At 44.0% G+C, this 16,781-nt stretch carries 10 protein-coding genes, 1 tRNA gene and 2 rRNA genes; 5 read left to right on the top strand and 8 right to left on the bottom strand.

Annotated features, from left to right (window positions below; all coding sequences use genetic code 11):
- Positions 1-409: 409 nt before the first annotated feature.
- The 3 genes from BCU34_RS14615 (at position 410) to BCU34_RS14605 (ending at position 3,774) form a co-directional block, all read left to right on the top strand.
- Positions 410-3,303, top strand: a 23S ribosomal RNA gene (locus BCU34_RS14615).
- Between the two features lie 160 nt (positions 3,304-3,463).
- Positions 3,464-3,579 (top strand): 5S ribosomal RNA (gene rrf / locus BCU34_RS14610).
- Positions 3,580-3,683: 104 nt separating this feature from the next.
- Positions 3,684-3,774, top strand: a tRNA-Ser gene (locus BCU34_RS14605).
- Positions 3,775-4,068: 294 nt separating this feature from the next.
- Here BCU34_RS14605 and BCU34_RS14600 read toward each other — a convergent pair.
- Entirely contained in the window at positions 4,069-5,553 is a 1,485-nt protein-coding gene (locus BCU34_RS14600; protein WP_198592492.1) for a sulfatase-like hydrolase/transferase, read from the bottom strand.
- Between BCU34_RS14600 and BCU34_RS14595 the strand changes: the two genes are divergently transcribed.
- Positions 5,552-6,406 (top strand): glycerophosphodiester phosphodiesterase family protein, encoded by an 855-nt coding sequence (locus tag BCU34_RS14595; RefSeq protein WP_102460916.1) that lies wholly within the window; start codon positions 5,552-5,554, stop codon positions 6,404-6,406. The genes BCU34_RS14600 and BCU34_RS14595 overlap by 2 nt on opposite strands.
- 72 nt (positions 6,407-6,478) lie before the next feature.
- Here the strand turns inward: BCU34_RS14595 and BCU34_RS14590 are convergent, their stop codons facing one another.
- The 6 genes from BCU34_RS14590 to ppsA form a co-directional block, all read right to left on the bottom strand.
- Positions 6,479-7,801: a CoA-disulfide reductase gene (locus tag BCU34_RS14590; protein ID WP_102478931.1), complete on the bottom strand. Its 1,323-nt coding sequence runs from the start codon at positions 7,799-7,801 to the stop codon at positions 6,479-6,481.
- Between the two features lie 77 nt (positions 7,802-7,878).
- Positions 7,879-9,285, bottom strand: a complete 1,407-nt coding sequence (locus BCU34_RS14585) for a cation:dicarboxylate symporter family transporter (RefSeq protein WP_017102501.1) — start codon at positions 9,283-9,285, stop codon at positions 7,879-7,881.
- Between the two features lie 37 nt (positions 9,286-9,322).
- The gene (locus tag BCU34_RS14580; protein WP_017111552.1) at positions 9,323-9,706 is read right to left on the bottom strand and encodes a RidA family protein; all 384 of its coding nucleotides are present in this window, start codon (positions 9,704-9,706) and stop codon (positions 9,323-9,325) included.
- A 24-nt stretch (positions 9,707-9,730) separates the two neighbouring features.
- Positions 9,731-10,396: a transcriptional regulator gene (locus tag BCU34_RS14575; protein WP_170960781.1), complete on the bottom strand. Its 666-nt coding sequence runs from the start codon at positions 10,394-10,396 to the stop codon at positions 9,731-9,733.
- Positions 10,397-10,799: 403 nt separating this feature from the next.
- On the bottom strand, positions 10,800-12,134 hold the full coding sequence (locus tag BCU34_RS14570; RefSeq protein WP_102478932.1) for an MATE family efflux transporter: 1,335 nt from the start codon (positions 12,132-12,134) through the stop codon (positions 10,800-10,802).
- A 197-nt stretch (positions 12,135-12,331) separates the two neighbouring features.
- Complete coding sequence (gene ppsA, locus BCU34_RS14565) at positions 12,332-14,704, bottom strand: phosphoenolpyruvate synthase (RefSeq protein ID WP_102431328.1); 2,373 nt, start codon at positions 14,702-14,704, stop codon at positions 12,332-12,334.
- Positions 14,705-14,882: 178 nt separating this feature from the next.
- Between ppsA and BCU34_RS14560 the strand changes: the two genes are divergently transcribed.
- Positions 14,883-15,716 (top strand): pyruvate, water dikinase regulatory protein, encoded by an 834-nt coding sequence (locus BCU34_RS14560; protein ID WP_102431329.1) that lies wholly within the window; start codon positions 14,883-14,885, stop codon positions 15,714-15,716.
- 142 nt (positions 15,717-15,858) lie between these two features.
- On the opposite strand, the gene grxB is transcribed toward BCU34_RS14560, so the two are convergent.
- Entirely contained in the window at positions 15,859-16,491 is a 633-nt protein-coding gene (grxB, locus tag BCU34_RS14555) for a glutaredoxin 2 (protein WP_102478933.1), read from the bottom strand.
- Positions 16,492-16,781 lie beyond the last annotated feature (290 nt).

Here is a 16,781-nt window from a genome sequence, read left to right as displayed (position 1 = left end):
TAAGCACACTTTTTAGTAATAGAAAGCAGAGTGTATTTAAAAATGGTTTTGAAAGTTTAATACTTTAAAAACTCTTGCTCTTTAACAATTTGGAAAGCTGACTGATTACTTAATTGGTTTTCACTTTAAAAAGTGAAATCAAACAGCTCAAGCTGTGATTAAGTTAATCAAATTTAAAAGTTCTCAATGTTTATCTGCTCTTATTTAATAAGAACGGTATAAACACAACAAACACATTCAAGTGTCTTGTATTCGATTCAAACTTGTTTGAATCACAATTGAGTCCGGCAAACAGTCATTGAGAATTAACCCTTCTTAATGACAACCAAAAACCTTGGTTGCTTTTTGTCTTCACTTTTTAAAAGTGAAAGCAAATTTGTATCATACACAAGACCCTTTCGGGTTGTATGGTTAAGTGACTAAGCGTACACGGTGGATGCCTTGGCAGTCAGAGGCGATGAAAGACGTAATAACTTGCGATAAGCCCAGATTAGGTAGTAATAACCTTTTGAGTCTGGGATTTCTGAATGGGGAAACCCACGTGCATAAGCACGTATCCTGTTGTGAATACATAGCAACAGGAGGCAAACCGGGGGAACTGAAACATCTAAGTACCCCGAGGAAGAGAAATCAACCGAGATTCCGAAAGTAGCGGCGAGCGAAATTGGATTAGCCCTTAAGCTTTTAATGATGCAGGTGAAGAGTCTGGAAAGTCTCGCAATAAAGGGTGATAGCCCCGTAACCGACACATCATAATCAGTGAAAACGAGTAGGGCGGGACACGTGATATCCTGTCTGAATATGGGGGGACCATCCTCCAAGGCTAAATACTACTGACTGACCGATAGTGAACCAGTACCGTGAGGGAAAGGCGAAAAGAACCCCTGTGAGGGGAGTGAAATAGAACCTGAAACCGTGTACGTACAAGCAGTAGGAGCACCTTCGTGGTGTGACTGCGTACCTTTTGTATAATGGGTCAGCGACTTAATTTTAGTAGCAAGGTTAACCGTTTAGGGGAGCCGTAGGGAAACCGAGTCTTAACTGGGCGTACAGTTGCTAGGATTAGACCCGAAACCAGGTGATCTAGCCATGGGCAGGTTGAAGGTTGAGTAACATCAACTGGAGGACCGAACCGACTAATGTTGAAAAATTAGCGGATGACTTGTGGCTAGGGGTGAAAGGCCAATCAAACCTGGAGATAGCTGGTTCTCCCCGAAAGCTATTTAGGTAGCGCCTCGGACGAATACTACTGGGGGTAGAGCACTGTTAAGGCTAGGGGGTCATCCCGACTTACCAACCCTTTGCAAACTCCGAATACCAGTAAGTACTATCCGGGAGACACACGGCGGGTGCTAACGTCCGTCGTGGAGAGGGAAACAACCCAGACCGCCAGCTAAGGTCCCAAAGTATAGCTAAGTGGGAAACGATGTGGGAAGGCTCAGACAGCCAGGATGTTGGCTTAGAAGCAGCCATCATTTAAAGAAAGCGTAATAGCTCACTGGTCGAGTCGGCCTGCGCGGAAGATGTAACGGGGCTAAGCTATACACCGAAGTTGCGGCTACGTACCTTAGGGTATGTGGGGTAGGGGAGCGTTCTGTAAGCCGTTGAAGGTGGTCTGTAAGGGCTGCTGGAGGTATCAGAAGTGCGAATGCTGACATGAGTAACGATAAAGGGAGTGAAAAACTCCCTCGCCGGAAGACCAAGGGTTCCTGTCCAACGTTAATCGGGGCAGGGTAAGTCGACTCCTAAGGCGAGGCCGAAAGGCGTAGTCGATGGGAAACGGGTTAATATTCCCGTACTTCTTACAATTGCGATGGGGGGACGGAGAAGGCTAGGTGGGCCTGGCGACGGTTGTCCAGGTTCAAGTACGTAGGCGGGTGGTTTAGGTAAATCCGGACCGCTACTAACGCTGAGATACGATGTCGAGCTACTACGGTAGTGAAGTCATTGATGCCATGCTTCCAGGAAAAGCCTCTAAGCTTCAGATTGTAAGGAATCGTACCCCAAACCGACACAGGTGGTCGGGTAGAGAATACCAAGGCGCTTGAGAGAACTCGGGTGAAGGAACTAGGCAAAATGGTACCGTAACTTCGGGAGAAGGTACGCTCTTATCAGTGAAGTCCCTTGCGGATGGAGCAGACGAGAGTCGCAGATACCAGGTGGCTGCAACTGTTTATTAAAAACACAGCACTGTGCAAAATCGTAAGATGACGTATACGGTGTGACGCCTGCCCGGTGCCGGAAGGTTAATTGATGGGGTTAGACTTCGGTCGAAGCTCTTGATCGAAGCCCCGGTAAACGGCGGCCGTAACTATAACGGTCCTAAGGTAGCGAAATTCCTTGTCGGGTAAGTTCCGACCTGCACGAATGGCGTAATGATGGCCACGCTGTCTCCACCCGAGACTCAGTGAAATTGAAATCGCTGTGAAGATGCAGTGTACCCGCGGCTAGACGGAAAGACCCCGTGAACCTTTACTACAGCTTGGCACTGAACATTGAACCTACATGTGTAGGATAGGTGGGAGACTTTGAAACCGCGTCGCTAGATGTGGTGGAGTCGTCCTTGAAATACCACCCTTGTAGTTTTGATGTTCTAACGTTGGTCCCTGAATCGGGATTACGGACAGTGCCTGGTGGGTAGTTTGACTGGGGCGGTCTCCTCCCAAAGAGTAACGGAGGAGCACGAAGGTGGGCTAAACACGGTTGGACATCGTGTGGTTAGTGCAATGGCATAAGCCCGCTTGACTGCGAGAATGACAATTCGAGCAGGTGCGAAAGCAGGTCATAGTGATCCGGTGGTTCTGAATGGAAGGGCCATCGCTCAACGGATAAAAGGTACTCCGGGGATAACAGGCTGATACCGCCCAAGAGTTCATATCGACGGCGGTGTTTGGCACCTCGATGTCGGCTCATCACATCCTGGGGCTGAAGTCGGTCCCAAGGGTATGGCTGTTCGCCATTTAAAGTGGTACGCGAGCTGGGTTTAGAACGTCGTGAGACAGTTCGGTCCCTATCTGCCGTGGGCGTTGGAAAATTGAAAGGGGCTGCTCCTAGTACGAGAGGACCGGAGTGGACGAACCTCTGGTGTTCGGGTTGTCATGCCAATGGCATTGCCCGGTAGCTAAGTTCGGAATCGATAACCGCTGAAAGCATCTAAGCGGGAAGCGAGCCTTGAGATGAGTTTTCCCTGGCGCTATAAGCGTCCTAAAGGGTTGTCGTAGACTACGACGTTGATAGGCAGGGTGTGTAAGTGCTGCGAGGCATTGAGCTAACCTGTACTAATTGCCCGTGAGGCTTAACCATACAACACCCAAGGGGTTTTGTGGACTCAAAACTATTTGTCTCCGCTTTTTAAAAGCAGAAACAAAGTACAAACGCTTGAATGAGTTTGATAGAACAGAAACAGCTTTCCAGATTATTTTTCCTTCAGTTTTTTAAAAGCTGAAAGTAAAAGCAAAATTTGCTTGGCGACCATAGCATTGTGGACCCACCTGATTCCATGCCGAACTCAGAAGTGAAACACAATAGCGCCGATGGTAGTGTGGGGCTTCCCCATGTGAGAGTAGGACATCGCCAGGCTCCAAATTTATTTTCACTTTTTAAAAGTGAAGACAAAAAGCTTCGTTATTTGCATAGCAAGTAACAACCTCAACAGTGCACAAATCTGTTGACGACAATTTGTTGGAGGGATGGCTGAGTGGTCGAAAGCACCGGTCTTGAAAACCGGCAACCGTTAATAGCGGTTCTAGGGTTCAAATCCCTATCCCTCCACCACCATTGAAAAGCCCGCTGAGAAATCAGCGGGCTTTTTTTCGTTTTAACGTTTCAAACCTTTATATATCCAGTCAAATAGTGAACTTTCAGTTATTCACTCACCGATACTATAAGAGCTCCTAAATCATCTTATTAGGTTGGTTGCCAACAAGGTCAATGAATGTCTTATATAAGTGACATTTAACTGATATCAGCTTACACAGAGCGAAATAAGAGTCAGATTAATGTTAGGAAGCCGATATTTACTACGTAACCTTTGATGATTCATGATTTTTTAGTAACAGAGCTACTCGCTTAGTCGATTTTTCTTATCTTAAACTCACTTGTTAACACTGAGTCGTACTCCTTTCCTATGTACTTGGTATTGAAGATACTTTTATGTTGCTCTGTCTGTTCTGAAGATATACCTACCCATTGCGCAAATGTGTCTGAAAAGTCTCTCAGATTGTATTTGACCGAATGTATTTTCGTTTCTTGTGGGTCATTACTCATTGCTATGAAAGGTACTTCTACTGCCTGCCTTGTAAAATGTGAGCCAGTACCGTGAATTAGATACGGTGGAACGTTTACAGACGTTAGGCCATGGTCAGAAAAATAAATGATTTTATATGTTTTATCATGGATCGTGAGTAAGTCTCTAAGCCTTTCTATAAAAGCTACGCCATAAGCCACTGATTTTGAATAGCATATGAGGTACTTGTTATCTGAGGGTTTTAGTGAAATTTCTTCATCAAATCTCTTACAAAAATCATAATGAGACCCCATAGTGTGGATGAAAATCACTTTTGGCCTTTTAGTCTCTTCACGAATTGCTTTGATCACTTCTGGTAGGAGAATGTTATCGGGTTCAGCTTTATCATAAGACGTATTCTTATAAAATTGGTAATGTGCTCTACTAGCGATTGCGGATACCTGTGTCTCGTATTGCCCGATCTTTGCTTGATTTGATATCCAATAAGTTTTCATTCCAGCATCATTAGCAAGATCTATCACATTTAAGTTTTTATCATGCCTGTTTACATCTAGGCTCTTTGATAATATTCGAGGGACTGAGAAATATGTAACAACGGATGGGGAAATAACACCATTAAATATGGATGCTCCTTTTATATTTCCATTTTTTTCGTTATACGATGGGTAGTGATTTTTGATCACAGATTCACCAATATTTACGATGTAAATATCTTTTAATACTTTGTTTGTATGAACATTCTCCCATTTTGAAGAGATTACGGATTTTCCCCCTTCGAGAAGAGACAGCTCATAATATAAAGAAATAGGTTTAATAACTGTAATTAACCCTAAAAAACTAAACCACACTTCATGATGGATTGTTTTTAAGTATTCTTCATTGATGTATGTCGTCTTTTTATTATCATGTAAGCTATAAAATTTTGTGACTAATATGCTGGAAAATAATATCAACATAATTAATGAAAATGACTTACCAACCTTTCCTAAGGTAAAGTGAAATGATAAAAAAAGTAGAATGGAAAATATAATAATTTTTACATATGTTATGACGCTAATGCTTTGTATATGTTCAAGTGCCTCACCTCTATTAGACTCTAAAACCGAACCTAAGACACCTAAGTCTAAGCTTAGAGAGTTTAATCTTAAGTAGAAATCAAAAGTCATTATTACCGTTAGAAGAAGAAATACAAATCTATTACCGACAAATGCTATTATAGTTGCTATAAATAATATGTTTAAACTCAATATTGATAGGGTAAACCAAACATTATCATCAACCCCAGTTCTCAACAGGTAAAATGTCATGATACTCAAAGGAATCAGAGTCTTAATATCAATATTTTGTCTAGTTCTCATATGTTTTTGGGTAGCTTTTGTTATCGGCCCTTCGATGAGTGTAGTCATTGATGTATGGAGAGGCAATGTAAAGGCATACCCAAATGAACATAATAACATCCCTAAAATTATCGGTAATTCTGGTGGTTTGATCGCACATGCCGGTGGGGGAATCAACGGATTAAAATATACAAACTCGTTAGAAGCGATGGAGCAATCAATTGAACATGGATTCAAGATGATAGAGTTAGATCTACTTATCTCATCGGATGGAAGGATTGTTGCTGTTCATGATTGGAAGACTTTTCACGAAATGACAAATTCTAATAATACTGGGTCTATTAGTTCTAAAGAGTTTGAATCAAAGATAATTTATGATCAATATAAAACATTAAATATATCGACAGCTATTGATATTCTAGATAAAAATGATGTGGTATTAGTTACGGATAAAATAAAAAATCTTGCCTTGCTTTCAAAGTATATAATAGATAAAGATAAATCTATTATCGAAGTATTCAGCACAGATAAATATAATGAAGCAATAGAGTTAGGTTTTAATAATGTCGCATTAAATATAGATCTAAATACACCATTGATTCTTGAGTGGATTGATTTAAATAAAATTAAGGCTGTGACGTATCGGGGTGATAATCTTGGCTCGCTTGGGAGCGAGTATCAGAAGGCGATAGAACTAAGCAACATGGGGGTTTCTGCCATGATTTATTCGACAAATGATTTAGACTTGGGTGGTATTAAAGCTTCTGGAATCGGAAATTTTGCGTTATATGTCGACTTTGTTCTTCCATCAGATGAACGTTAAGGTTTTAGTCCATCCAAAAGCAGAGCGTAATCGCTCTGCTTTTTGTTTATTGGGACTTCTATGTCATTTCGTTTACTTCGCGACGTTACCAGCCACGTTCAGGGCATCCCAAGTACGCGCAAATGGTGGCGCATAGCAGAAGTCCATATAACCAAGCTGTTGGGTGGTCATCTTAGCGGTGATAGCAACTGCTAATGCATTGATGCGACCAACTGCTCCTTTCTTACCTACGATCTCACCACCTAGAAGAACCTTAGTATCCGGGTGATAAACCAGTTTGACCTTGATGTCTTCTTGGCCTGGGTAGTAATCGGTTTGGTTCTTGTCTGAAATCGTTGATACTTTCACATCTAAGCTATGTTCTTTCGCCAGAAGTTCAGATATGCCGGTACACGCCAGTTCGTAATCGAGCACTTTCAAACAAGATGACCCCAAGAAGCCCGACATATAAGTATCTTTGCCTGCTAGCTTGTCGGCCATCATGCGCGCTTGCTTGTTGGCTGTGGTTGCTAGAGGAACATAAACAGGTTTGCCTAGTGCCATATGATGGACAACGGCACAGTCGCCGACAGCATGGATGTAAGCATCTTCAGTGGCACCATATTCATTCACCAACAGAGCGCCGTTTGCAGCTTTTGGTAGTTCGAATGCTTCAGTATTTGGTTTGAAGCCGAGTGATAGGATAACGATATCAGCTTCGACGTTGCCGTTATCGGTTTCAACGATGTAACCACCTTGATCAGCATCACGAATAGCTGACACGCTGCAACCTGTTTTAAGATCTGCACTTGATTCCCGAATAGCACCTTCGACTACTTCAATGATTTCTGGACTGAACTGACGGCTCATGATGTGCTGTTCACGTTCGATGATCGTCACGTGCTTATCTAAGCCATGTGCCGCATCGAAGACTTCCAGCCCGATAAAGCCTGCCCCGATGACACACACGCGTTGTTTGCTATCGTCTTTAAGCGCTTCCTTTACTGCTAAGCCATCTTCCATGCTTGTGAGTGTGTATACGTACTCTGGATTGAATTCACCGAATGATGGAACGATCGGACGTGCGCCTGTCGCAATCACCAACATATCGTAATCGATAGTGGTCTCTACGTTTTGGTGACGGACTTTAATCTGCTTTTCAATGCGGTCTAGTGCGACCATCTCTGTTTCAACACGAACGTCTAAGCCAGATTTAATCGCTTGTTCTGGCGTACGAGAAATCATGCGTTCTGTGTCATCAAACATGCCACCTGCAAAATAGGGTAGACCGCATGCTCCAAAAGATATGTAGCTACGCTTATCTAAAACGATGACTTCGTCTGATGGTTGATTACGTTTGTATTTTGCTGCGAAACTCATACCAGCGGCGCTACCGCCTATAACAACAACTTTCATATTTACTACCTAAATAACCTGAACTCAGGAAAAACAGAAGAGCACTCAAGTGGAGTGCTCTTAATTAAGTTTGAGAATTATACTGCTGCTTCTTTTGATACTGTCGCTGTAACGTCAGCGTCGTATTGTTCAGTATCCAGTGAGCCATTCTTCTTCGCTGTTAGAACACCAGACAACATAGAGCCAGAGATGTTTAGCGCAGTACGAGCCATGTCAATTAGCGCTTCGATAGACACGAGAATCGCTACTACTGTGATGTCTAGACCCATGATGGTCAGTACTGCTACTGCAGCGAACGTTGCACCGCCACCAACACCCGCGATACCGAATGAAGCAATCGCGATAACAGCAATCAGTTGTAGGATGAAGCTTAAGTCTACAGGCATGCCCATTACTTGTGCCGCCATGATAGCGAGCATTGCTGGGTAGATGCCCGCACAGCCGTTTTGACCGATACTGGTACCGAAAGTCGCTGACATGTTTGCTGTTTCTTCGTCTACACCTAGGCGTTGAGTTTGTGTTTCAACGTTTAGTGGGATAGCCGCCATGCTCGAACGAGAACCGAAGCCAAATACTAATACAGGCCAGATTTTCTTCATGAACTTCGCTGGAGAAAGGCCGAACATAGATACCATCACGAAGTGGATGCCGAACATTACGCCGATTGCTACGTAGCTCGCTAGAAGGAAGCGGCCCATTTCAGCGAGTGCGAACAGGTCGTTGGTCATCATGAACGTGGTCATCAGAGCAAATACACCGTAAGGCGTTAGCTTCAGGATTTCACGAACCATTGAAAGAACCACTTCTTTTGCAGAGTTGATGAAATCAACGAAGTTTTGCACTTTCTCTGGCTTACGGTTCTTCACTTGAAGGATACAGTAACCAAGGAACATACCGAACAATACAGTTGATAATGTTGAAGTACGTTGAGAACCCGTTAGCATGTCAAAGATGTTGGTTGGAATGATAGACAGAGCCATACCAGACAGACCACTGCTTGCCATTGCATCTTGTGTTGCTACCAGCGAATCACCGCGAGCTTCAATCGCACTGTTTGTGCCGATAGTGCTTACTAGCGCGTTCGCATCGATACCAAATAGGTAAATACTTGCGATACCAACGGCTGCTGAGATTGCACAAGTGAAAAGTAGAATACCGATGATCTTTGGTGCGATACGAGATAGCGCACCACCGCCTTCAACGTTCATGATCGAAGAGATCATCGCCACGAATACAAGTGGGATAACGATCATTTGTAGAAGTTTGATGTAGCCTTTACCGAACACTGAAATTAGTTCAGCAAAGCCAGATGTTGCAACGTTACCGACACCGAAAACAAGTTGAATTGCACCACCGAACAGTAAGCCAGCAGCAAGCGCACTCAGTACGCGGAAGTTAAAACTTTTCTTTTGCTTTTTGAAGTTCGACAGCAGTGCGTAGAACCCAAAGAACAGTACGCTTAATGCGATAAATGAAACGCTCATGAGAATCTCCTATGATACCCATTAATACCTAAATCGGTTATTTTTTGTATGCGATGGCTTCAACTTCAACCAGTGCGTCTTTTGGTAGTCGTGCTGCTTCAACACAAGAGCGAGCAGGTGCGTTCTCTGTACCAAACACTTCTGTGTACACTTCGTTAAAGGCAACGAAGTTTTCCATGTCAGACAGGAAGCAGGTTGTCTTCAGCACGGTGTCCAGTCCCGCATTACTTGCTTCTAATACCGCTTTTAAGTTTTCTAGAGACTGACGAGCTTGCTCTTTGATGCCGCCCTCAACAAACTGCATCGTTTCTGGAACGAGAGGTAATTGACCTGATGTATAAACCATGTCGCCGTAAGACGTACCTTGTGAGTAAGGGCCGATAGCTGCAGGTGCTTGTTCAGTGGCAATGATCTGTTTCACGATGTAACTCCTAAATTATTGGTTTTATTCTGATTTAAATTCACGGATAAACTTGTAAACCGCCTGTCGGCTGATCCCAAGTTGCTCTGATACTTGTGTTGTCGTCTCTTTTAGCTCAAATACTCCGTTATCAAACAAACAACGAATGATGGCTTTGTTGCGACCTTTGGAAGAAACCGACTCATCTTGGTCAACCTCGTTAATGGCTGAGCTCAATGCTTGTTGAATGACGTCGTTCGCATTGTTGCTGAATGTCTCGCTGACAATGGTTTGAGGGACATTGCACTGTGGCATGAGCGTTTTGACGATTTCTGGGAATGGGAAAGATAAGTTCATGTTGATACACAGCATACCGATCGGCTTTTGTTGTGGACCAGCTAGTACACAGGTGGTCGATTTTAGTAGGGAACCATCAGCGGCGTTGGTGAAATAGCTCTTCGGTGAAACTTCGCCAGTTTTTTCGAATGTGCTCCACATACGTAAACCTAAATCGGTAATAGGTGAACCGATTTCACGACCAGTATGATGACCATTGACGATCTTCACGACAGAGTTTTCTAAGCTTTCAAATGAGTGAATAACTACCTCACAGTAGGGACCAATCAAGTCGGCAATCGTGTCCGCCAAGCGGAAGTAATTGCTTAAACATTCTCTGTCTTCATCGGTGAATCGAACTTGTTTTACATTCATGATTTCGGTTTACATTTTTGAACTCAATGACTGAAATCTACTCCTTTGGTGGTATTTAGGCAAGATGCAGTAAACTTCTGTAAACCGATAAAAGCGTATAAAACGCCAACAAATAGCGGAAATTTAACCAAAATTAAGAGTGAAATTTGAACAGGATCACTAAACCATCTTCGATGTGGTTTAATTTCTTAAACCCCATCAAGGTTTACATATTTAAAACCAAAGGTTGCGTTTTTGAAGGTTTTAATGATCTAGGGCAAGTTATAAAAACTCTCGAAATTAAAGGGATGTGAAATTCATTAAATGGATGGAAGATATACTGAAGTTTCAGGTACAAAAAAGCAGCCTTAAAATTAGCTGCTTGTTTAGTTGGAAATGGCTGACTGATGAGTTCGTGAATTGCCTATTTGGCCAGCTTATCCTTGACTTGCCCAAGAGCTCGCTGGTACATAAACCATGCACAGGTGCCTGCAAGTATATTACCTACCATAGCTCCCCAGAATAGGCCTTCAATGCCAGCGAGCTGCGAACCAACCCACAAGCAAGGTAAGAAGAAAGCGAACAGACGCAATGCAGATATCGTCAAGGCGGTGTAAGACTTGCCCAAAGCGTTCGAGATAGAAACCATAAGCATACAGGTACCCAAAGGCCCTAAGCTAATAGGCACGATCAGTAGGTGGTAGTTTAAAATCGTTGAGACTTCGTTGTCACTAGTCATGAGATTCGCCAACCCGCCAGAGAACAACCAGGTCACCAGTGCGATCACCAATTGGAAACCTAACACGAAGGTAACGGCAATCTTCACAAGACTACGTATGTTCCCAAGGTTCTTTTCCCCTAACATGCGGCCAATCATAGGTGGCATCGACATCGTCAGTGCTAGCACAGCCACAATAGAGAAGAATTCAAAACGAGAACCCAACGCCCAAGCTGCGACGGCTGCGGTGCCATAACCAGCAAGTAGCTTAGTCGCTAACATAGAAGAGACTGGCGGCAGTAGTTGGCTGATCATCGCTGGCCCCATGATGTTGCCAATTGATCGAACACTCTTGCCGATATCAAGATCGTGCCAATCGAACGTCATCCAATGTTTCTTGGTCACTTTGGGAGCCACGATAAAGATGCCCGCACCAAAAGCTAAGATGGTCGCGATAGCTGCACCATTGATGCCCATGTCGAGAGTAAAGATGAAGATTGGATCCAATATCAAGTTGATGATACTGGTTGCGATCATCATTGAACCGGGCAGCATGGTATTACCATTAGCTCGACACACACTGTAGTAAAAATAGAGTAGCGCACCTGTCCAAGAGCTGACTAGCCAATAGATCCAGTAAGAATCAATGATCGGTAAAACCGTCGGTGGCGCATCGAGTAGTTGTAAGATGGGTCCACGAAGCAGATAAATGATGACGGAAAAAAGCGCAACACTCACGCTACCCATTGCAATCACTAGCCCGCCCAGTTGTTTCGCGTAACGTAATTCATTGGCACCAATGGCTCTTGCAATGACTGCTGTGGTTGCGATGCCTAACCCAACCTGAATACCTATGATGATCATCTGTATTGGCAGTGTGAAGCCTTGAACCGCGAGCGGCAGTACGCCTAGCTGACCTATAAAGGCGCTATCTACAAGCTGGAAGCTCATTAGGGAAAGTACCCCAAACAACATTGGCCATGTCATTGTATAGAGTTGTCGGCCAAGAGAAGGCGAGGGAGTTGCGGTAGTCGAATTCATATCTGTCTTATTGGTCTTGAAGGTAGGTTTGTCGTGGTGACAATTATCTCAATGAAGAATTGCGTAAAGCATAACGTAAGGTCAGCTCGATACCAATGTTTGTTGTGATAGGTAGATTATTTTTGTTCGCTTTCGGAGAATAAAAAGCCAGTCGTCGTGACTGGCTTTTGTCGTTTAGGTATCACGAGAAGCGTTACTTATTTATTTGCTACGTTACCCAGTTTCAACCATGTATCGATAACCGTGTCAGGGTTCAACGAAACAGAGCTAATGCCTTGTTCCATTAACCATTCCGCTAGGTCGTCATGGTCAGATGGGCCTTGGCCACAAATACCCACGTATTTACCTGCTTTGGTTGCTGCATCGATCGCCATTTTCAGCATCGCTTTCACTGCAGGGTTACGCTCGTCGAAGAGGTGTGCCACGTCACCTGAATCTCGGTCTAGGCCAAGCGTCAGCTGTGTCATGTCGTTCGAACCAATAGAGAAGCCATCGAAGTACTTCAAGAACTCTTCAGCCAAAATTGCATTCGATGGTAGTTCACACATCATGATAACTTTCAGACCTTGGTCGCCACGGCGTAGGTCAAACTTAGCCAGAATGTCGATAACCGATGCCGCTTCGCTTGGAGTGCGAACGAATGGAATCATAATTTCAACGTTCTTAAGACCCATCTCGTTACGAACACGCTTGATCGCTTGAGTTTCTAGCTCGAAACAGTCTTCGAATACTGGCGAGATATAACGAGATGCGCCACGGAAGCCCAACATTGGGTTCTCTTCATGTGGTTCAAACGTTTTGCCGCCTACAAGGTTGCTGTATTCGTTCGACTTGAAGTCAGACATACGTACGATCACACGCTTGGGCCAGAATGCAGAAGCGATAGTCGCGATGCCTTCCGTTAGCTTGCTTACGTAGAAATCGATAGGATCTTTGTAGCCTCGAATACGTTCGCTGATTTCTGCTTTTAGCTCGTCAGTTTGTGCATCGAAGTTCAATAAGGCTTTTGGGTGAATACCGATCATCTTGTTGATGATGAATTCTAGACGAGCAAGGCCAACACCTTCGTTTGGAATTTGCGCGAAATCGAAGGCACGATCTGGGTTACCTACGTTCATCATTACTTTGGTTGGCAGCATTGGTAGCTCATCAACTTCAGAACGTTTGATCTCGAAGTCAAGTTCGCCTTGGTAAACGTAGCCAGTTTCACCTTCAGAACATGACACTGTCACGGTATCGCCATCATTTAGGCTGCTTGTTGCTGTACCACAACCAACAATCGCTGGGATACCAAGCTCACGAGCGATGATTGCAGCGTGACAAGTACGGCCGCCACGGTTAGTGACAATCGCAGACGCTTTCTTCATAACAGGTTCCCAATCTGGGTCTGTCATGTCTGTTACCAGCACATCGCCTTCTTGAACTAGTGACATTTGGTCTAGAGAGTCAACCAAACGAACTGGACCAGAGCCGATGCGTTGACCGATAGCACGGCCTTCAACTAGCACATCGGCCTTGTTGTTTAGCTCGTAACGCTCGATAACGTTTTGGTCGCTTTGAGAACATACCGTCTCTGGGCGAGCTTGAACGATGTAAAGCTTGCCATCGATGCCATCTTTCGCCCACTCAATGTCCATCGGACGTTGGTAGTGCTTCTCGATGATCATCGCTTGTTTTGCTAGCTCTTTGATCTCTTCATCGTTGAGAGAAAACTCGTTACGCTCTTGAGTGTCCGTGTCGATGATATCAACTTGCTTGCCGATCTCTTGATTGGTTGAGTAGATCATCTTGATCAGCTTAGAACCAAACGTCTTCTTAACGATTGGGTAGTGACCCGCTTCTAGCATTGGCTTGTGAACGTAGAACTCATCTGGGTTCACAGCGCCCTGTACAACCATTTCACCCAAGCCCCAAGAAGAGGTGATGAATACCACTTGGTCGAAGCCAGACTCTGTATCAAGGGTGAACATCACACCTGAAGAAGCTTTGTCTGAGCGAACCATGCGTTGAATACCCGCAGACAATGAAATGCCACGGTGGTCAAAGCCTTGGTGTACACGGTAAGAGATCGCGCGGTCGTTAAACAGCGACGCGTAAACGTGCTTGGTTGCTTCGAGTACTGCATCGATACCTTTTACGTTAAGGAAGGTCTCTTGCTGGCCTGCGAATGAAGCATCTGGAAGGTCTTCTGCAGTTGCAGATGAACGCACAGCTACAGACAATTCTTCGTTGTCTTCGATTAGCTCGCGGTAGTTATCACGGATGTCTTGCTCTAGTGATTCTGGGAAGGGAGCTTCTAGAACCCATTGTCGAATCGTTGCACCTGTCTTACGCAGTGCATCAACGTCTTCAACATCAAGTTCATCAAGTAGTTGGTGGATGCGCTCATCAAGACCTTTGTAGTCAAGAAAGTCGTTAAACGCATACGAAGTGGTAGCAAAACCATTAGGTACAGAAACACCAGCATTGGACAGGTTAGAAACCATCTCGCCCAGTGAGGCGTTCTTACCGCCGACTTTGTCGACATCTTCCATGGATAGGCCATTGAACCATAGGGTATTATTTTGCATTTATTTCTCCAGAAACATAGCAAGCATTGTAGGGATTTAAAGGCAAACGATTACGTATCAGTTTAAAAAAATGTAAATTATTTTCTAAAGCTGTGGGGGACGTAATAGTCAGCAGGGTTTCGTTATATATATTATGGTTCCCATCCTACTCAAAATAATTTTAAACATTAAATAAAAAATGCAAATTGATATTCAAAGTCGTGATGTATTCTATGTTTCTGATGGAACGGCCATAACATGTGAGACTTTAGGGCATGTTGTTCTAGGTCAATTTCCCTTCAAACCCAATGAAAAAACCTTTCCGTTTGTGGAAAGTGAGGACAAACTTTCTGATTTATTAAAAGAGATTGAAATTTCGTATCGCGATAACGGAGTCGAACCATTGGTGTTCTTTTCAATCGTGATCCCTGATATCAAAGCCAAATTACTTGAAGCGCCTGCGCACTGTTATGACGTGTTAGAGAGTATCGTTCAGAAGGTCCAGGATGATATTCAGATGGCACCTGTGCCTAAACTGCAACGCTCACGCAGTGTGAACAAAGATTCGGTTAAGTATTTCGACCGTATTGCTGCGATTGAATACACACTCGCGCACGATGATGGCATCACGCTCAAAGGACTGGAAGAAGCCGACATCATCTTGTTGGGTGTATCTCGAAGTGGCAAGACGCCAACAAGCTTGTATATGGCGATGCAGTTTGGTCTACGCGTAGCGAACTATCCATTCATCCATGACGATTTAGCGCGTTTGAAGCTGCTGCCTGAGTTTGAGATATACCGACACAAGTTGTTTGGTTTAACGATTGACGCAGAAAGGCTGACTGAGATTCGTGAGAACCGTTTAGCGGGCAGTGAATACGCGAGTGATTCGCAGTGTTTGTATGAGCTACAAACGGTAGAAGCGATGTTCCGCCGAGAAGCGATACCTTATATCAACACGTCTTCATTATCGGTAGAAGAGATCTCGACCCGAATCTTAGAGCGAACCGGTTTGAGAAGGCGTCTGCTGTAAGACAAAGCCTTAGAGAAATAGAATGGCCAGATAAAAGAAAATCGAAGCTCGCAGTTTTACACCAGAGAGCTTCGATTTTTTGTTTGCGCTCGTTGTAGTCGCTTGTGAATCAGAGCTAGTTTTCTTAATCAGAGATAGCTTTCTAGCGAAGTAAAGACAGCTTTAGCGTTTCGCTTTTCTTTTCTAACCAGCGTTCAAGTGCTGGTGGCCAACTGATGCTTGGTTCTACGCAAAAGCCGCGAAGCATCGAGAAATACACCGCTTGATCGATAAGAGGCTGTGATGACTCACCATGCTCTATATCCAGTAAGAGTTCGGCATCTTTCAGTAATGGGTTAATCAGTTGAACGAACTGAGGCGTCTTTTCTAAGAGTTCTTCAAAGTTAAAATCTTCGGTCTCTTTACTGGCACGCCAAGCTTCTTTACTTCCTGCAGAGCGATATTCAGCCAAGTCGAGGTTCCACCAACGTGGGCGTCCAATCTGTTGAGTAAGAGGGAAAGCACGGCTTTGGAAATGAGCAGCTTGCTCTGATGGTACACGCTGCTCGTCGCTTGATTTTAGGTCCATGAAGTACGCGATAATATCTAGGCTCTCTGCCATGATAGATCCGTCGTCTTTTTGTAAGACGGGTACCATCTTTTTACCGATCAAATCGATAAGAGTTTGGGCGTCATCATAATCGACAGAGACAAGCTCGATGTCCAAGCCTAGAGATTGAGCAATGTAGGCGACTCTTGCGCAGAAAGGGCAGTGGTCGTAAATGTAAAGCTTCATAGCTTCCCTCAGTTCAGGTTATTATAAATATAAGTTAATGCTAATGTAACAGAAAGTCTTGCTAAAACTAAGCGCTAATAGACGGTGTGTATCAACAGACAATAAGTACTTAGTGTAAATACTCTTTGATTGATTCTATTGTCTGTTGGATTCGGTTTTACTGCGACGAGTATACTAATGGGAAGACTGGTAAGGAATTGCAGGCATAAAAAAGGCTCTGGCTGCTCACTCTAATGCAGAAGAGTGAAGTCAGCCAAAGCCTCAATTTTGTTATCTTTAGCAGAGTGACT

The sequence above is a fragment of the Vibrio sp. 10N.286.45.E10 genome, from assembly GCF_002874195.2.
Taxonomy (GTDB): Bacteria; Pseudomonadota; Gammaproteobacteria; order Enterobacterales; family Vibrionaceae; genus Vibrio; species Vibrio crassostreae.
Note: the sequence above shows the minus strand (reverse complement) of the source record. Positions and strands in the feature narration are given on the sequence as shown.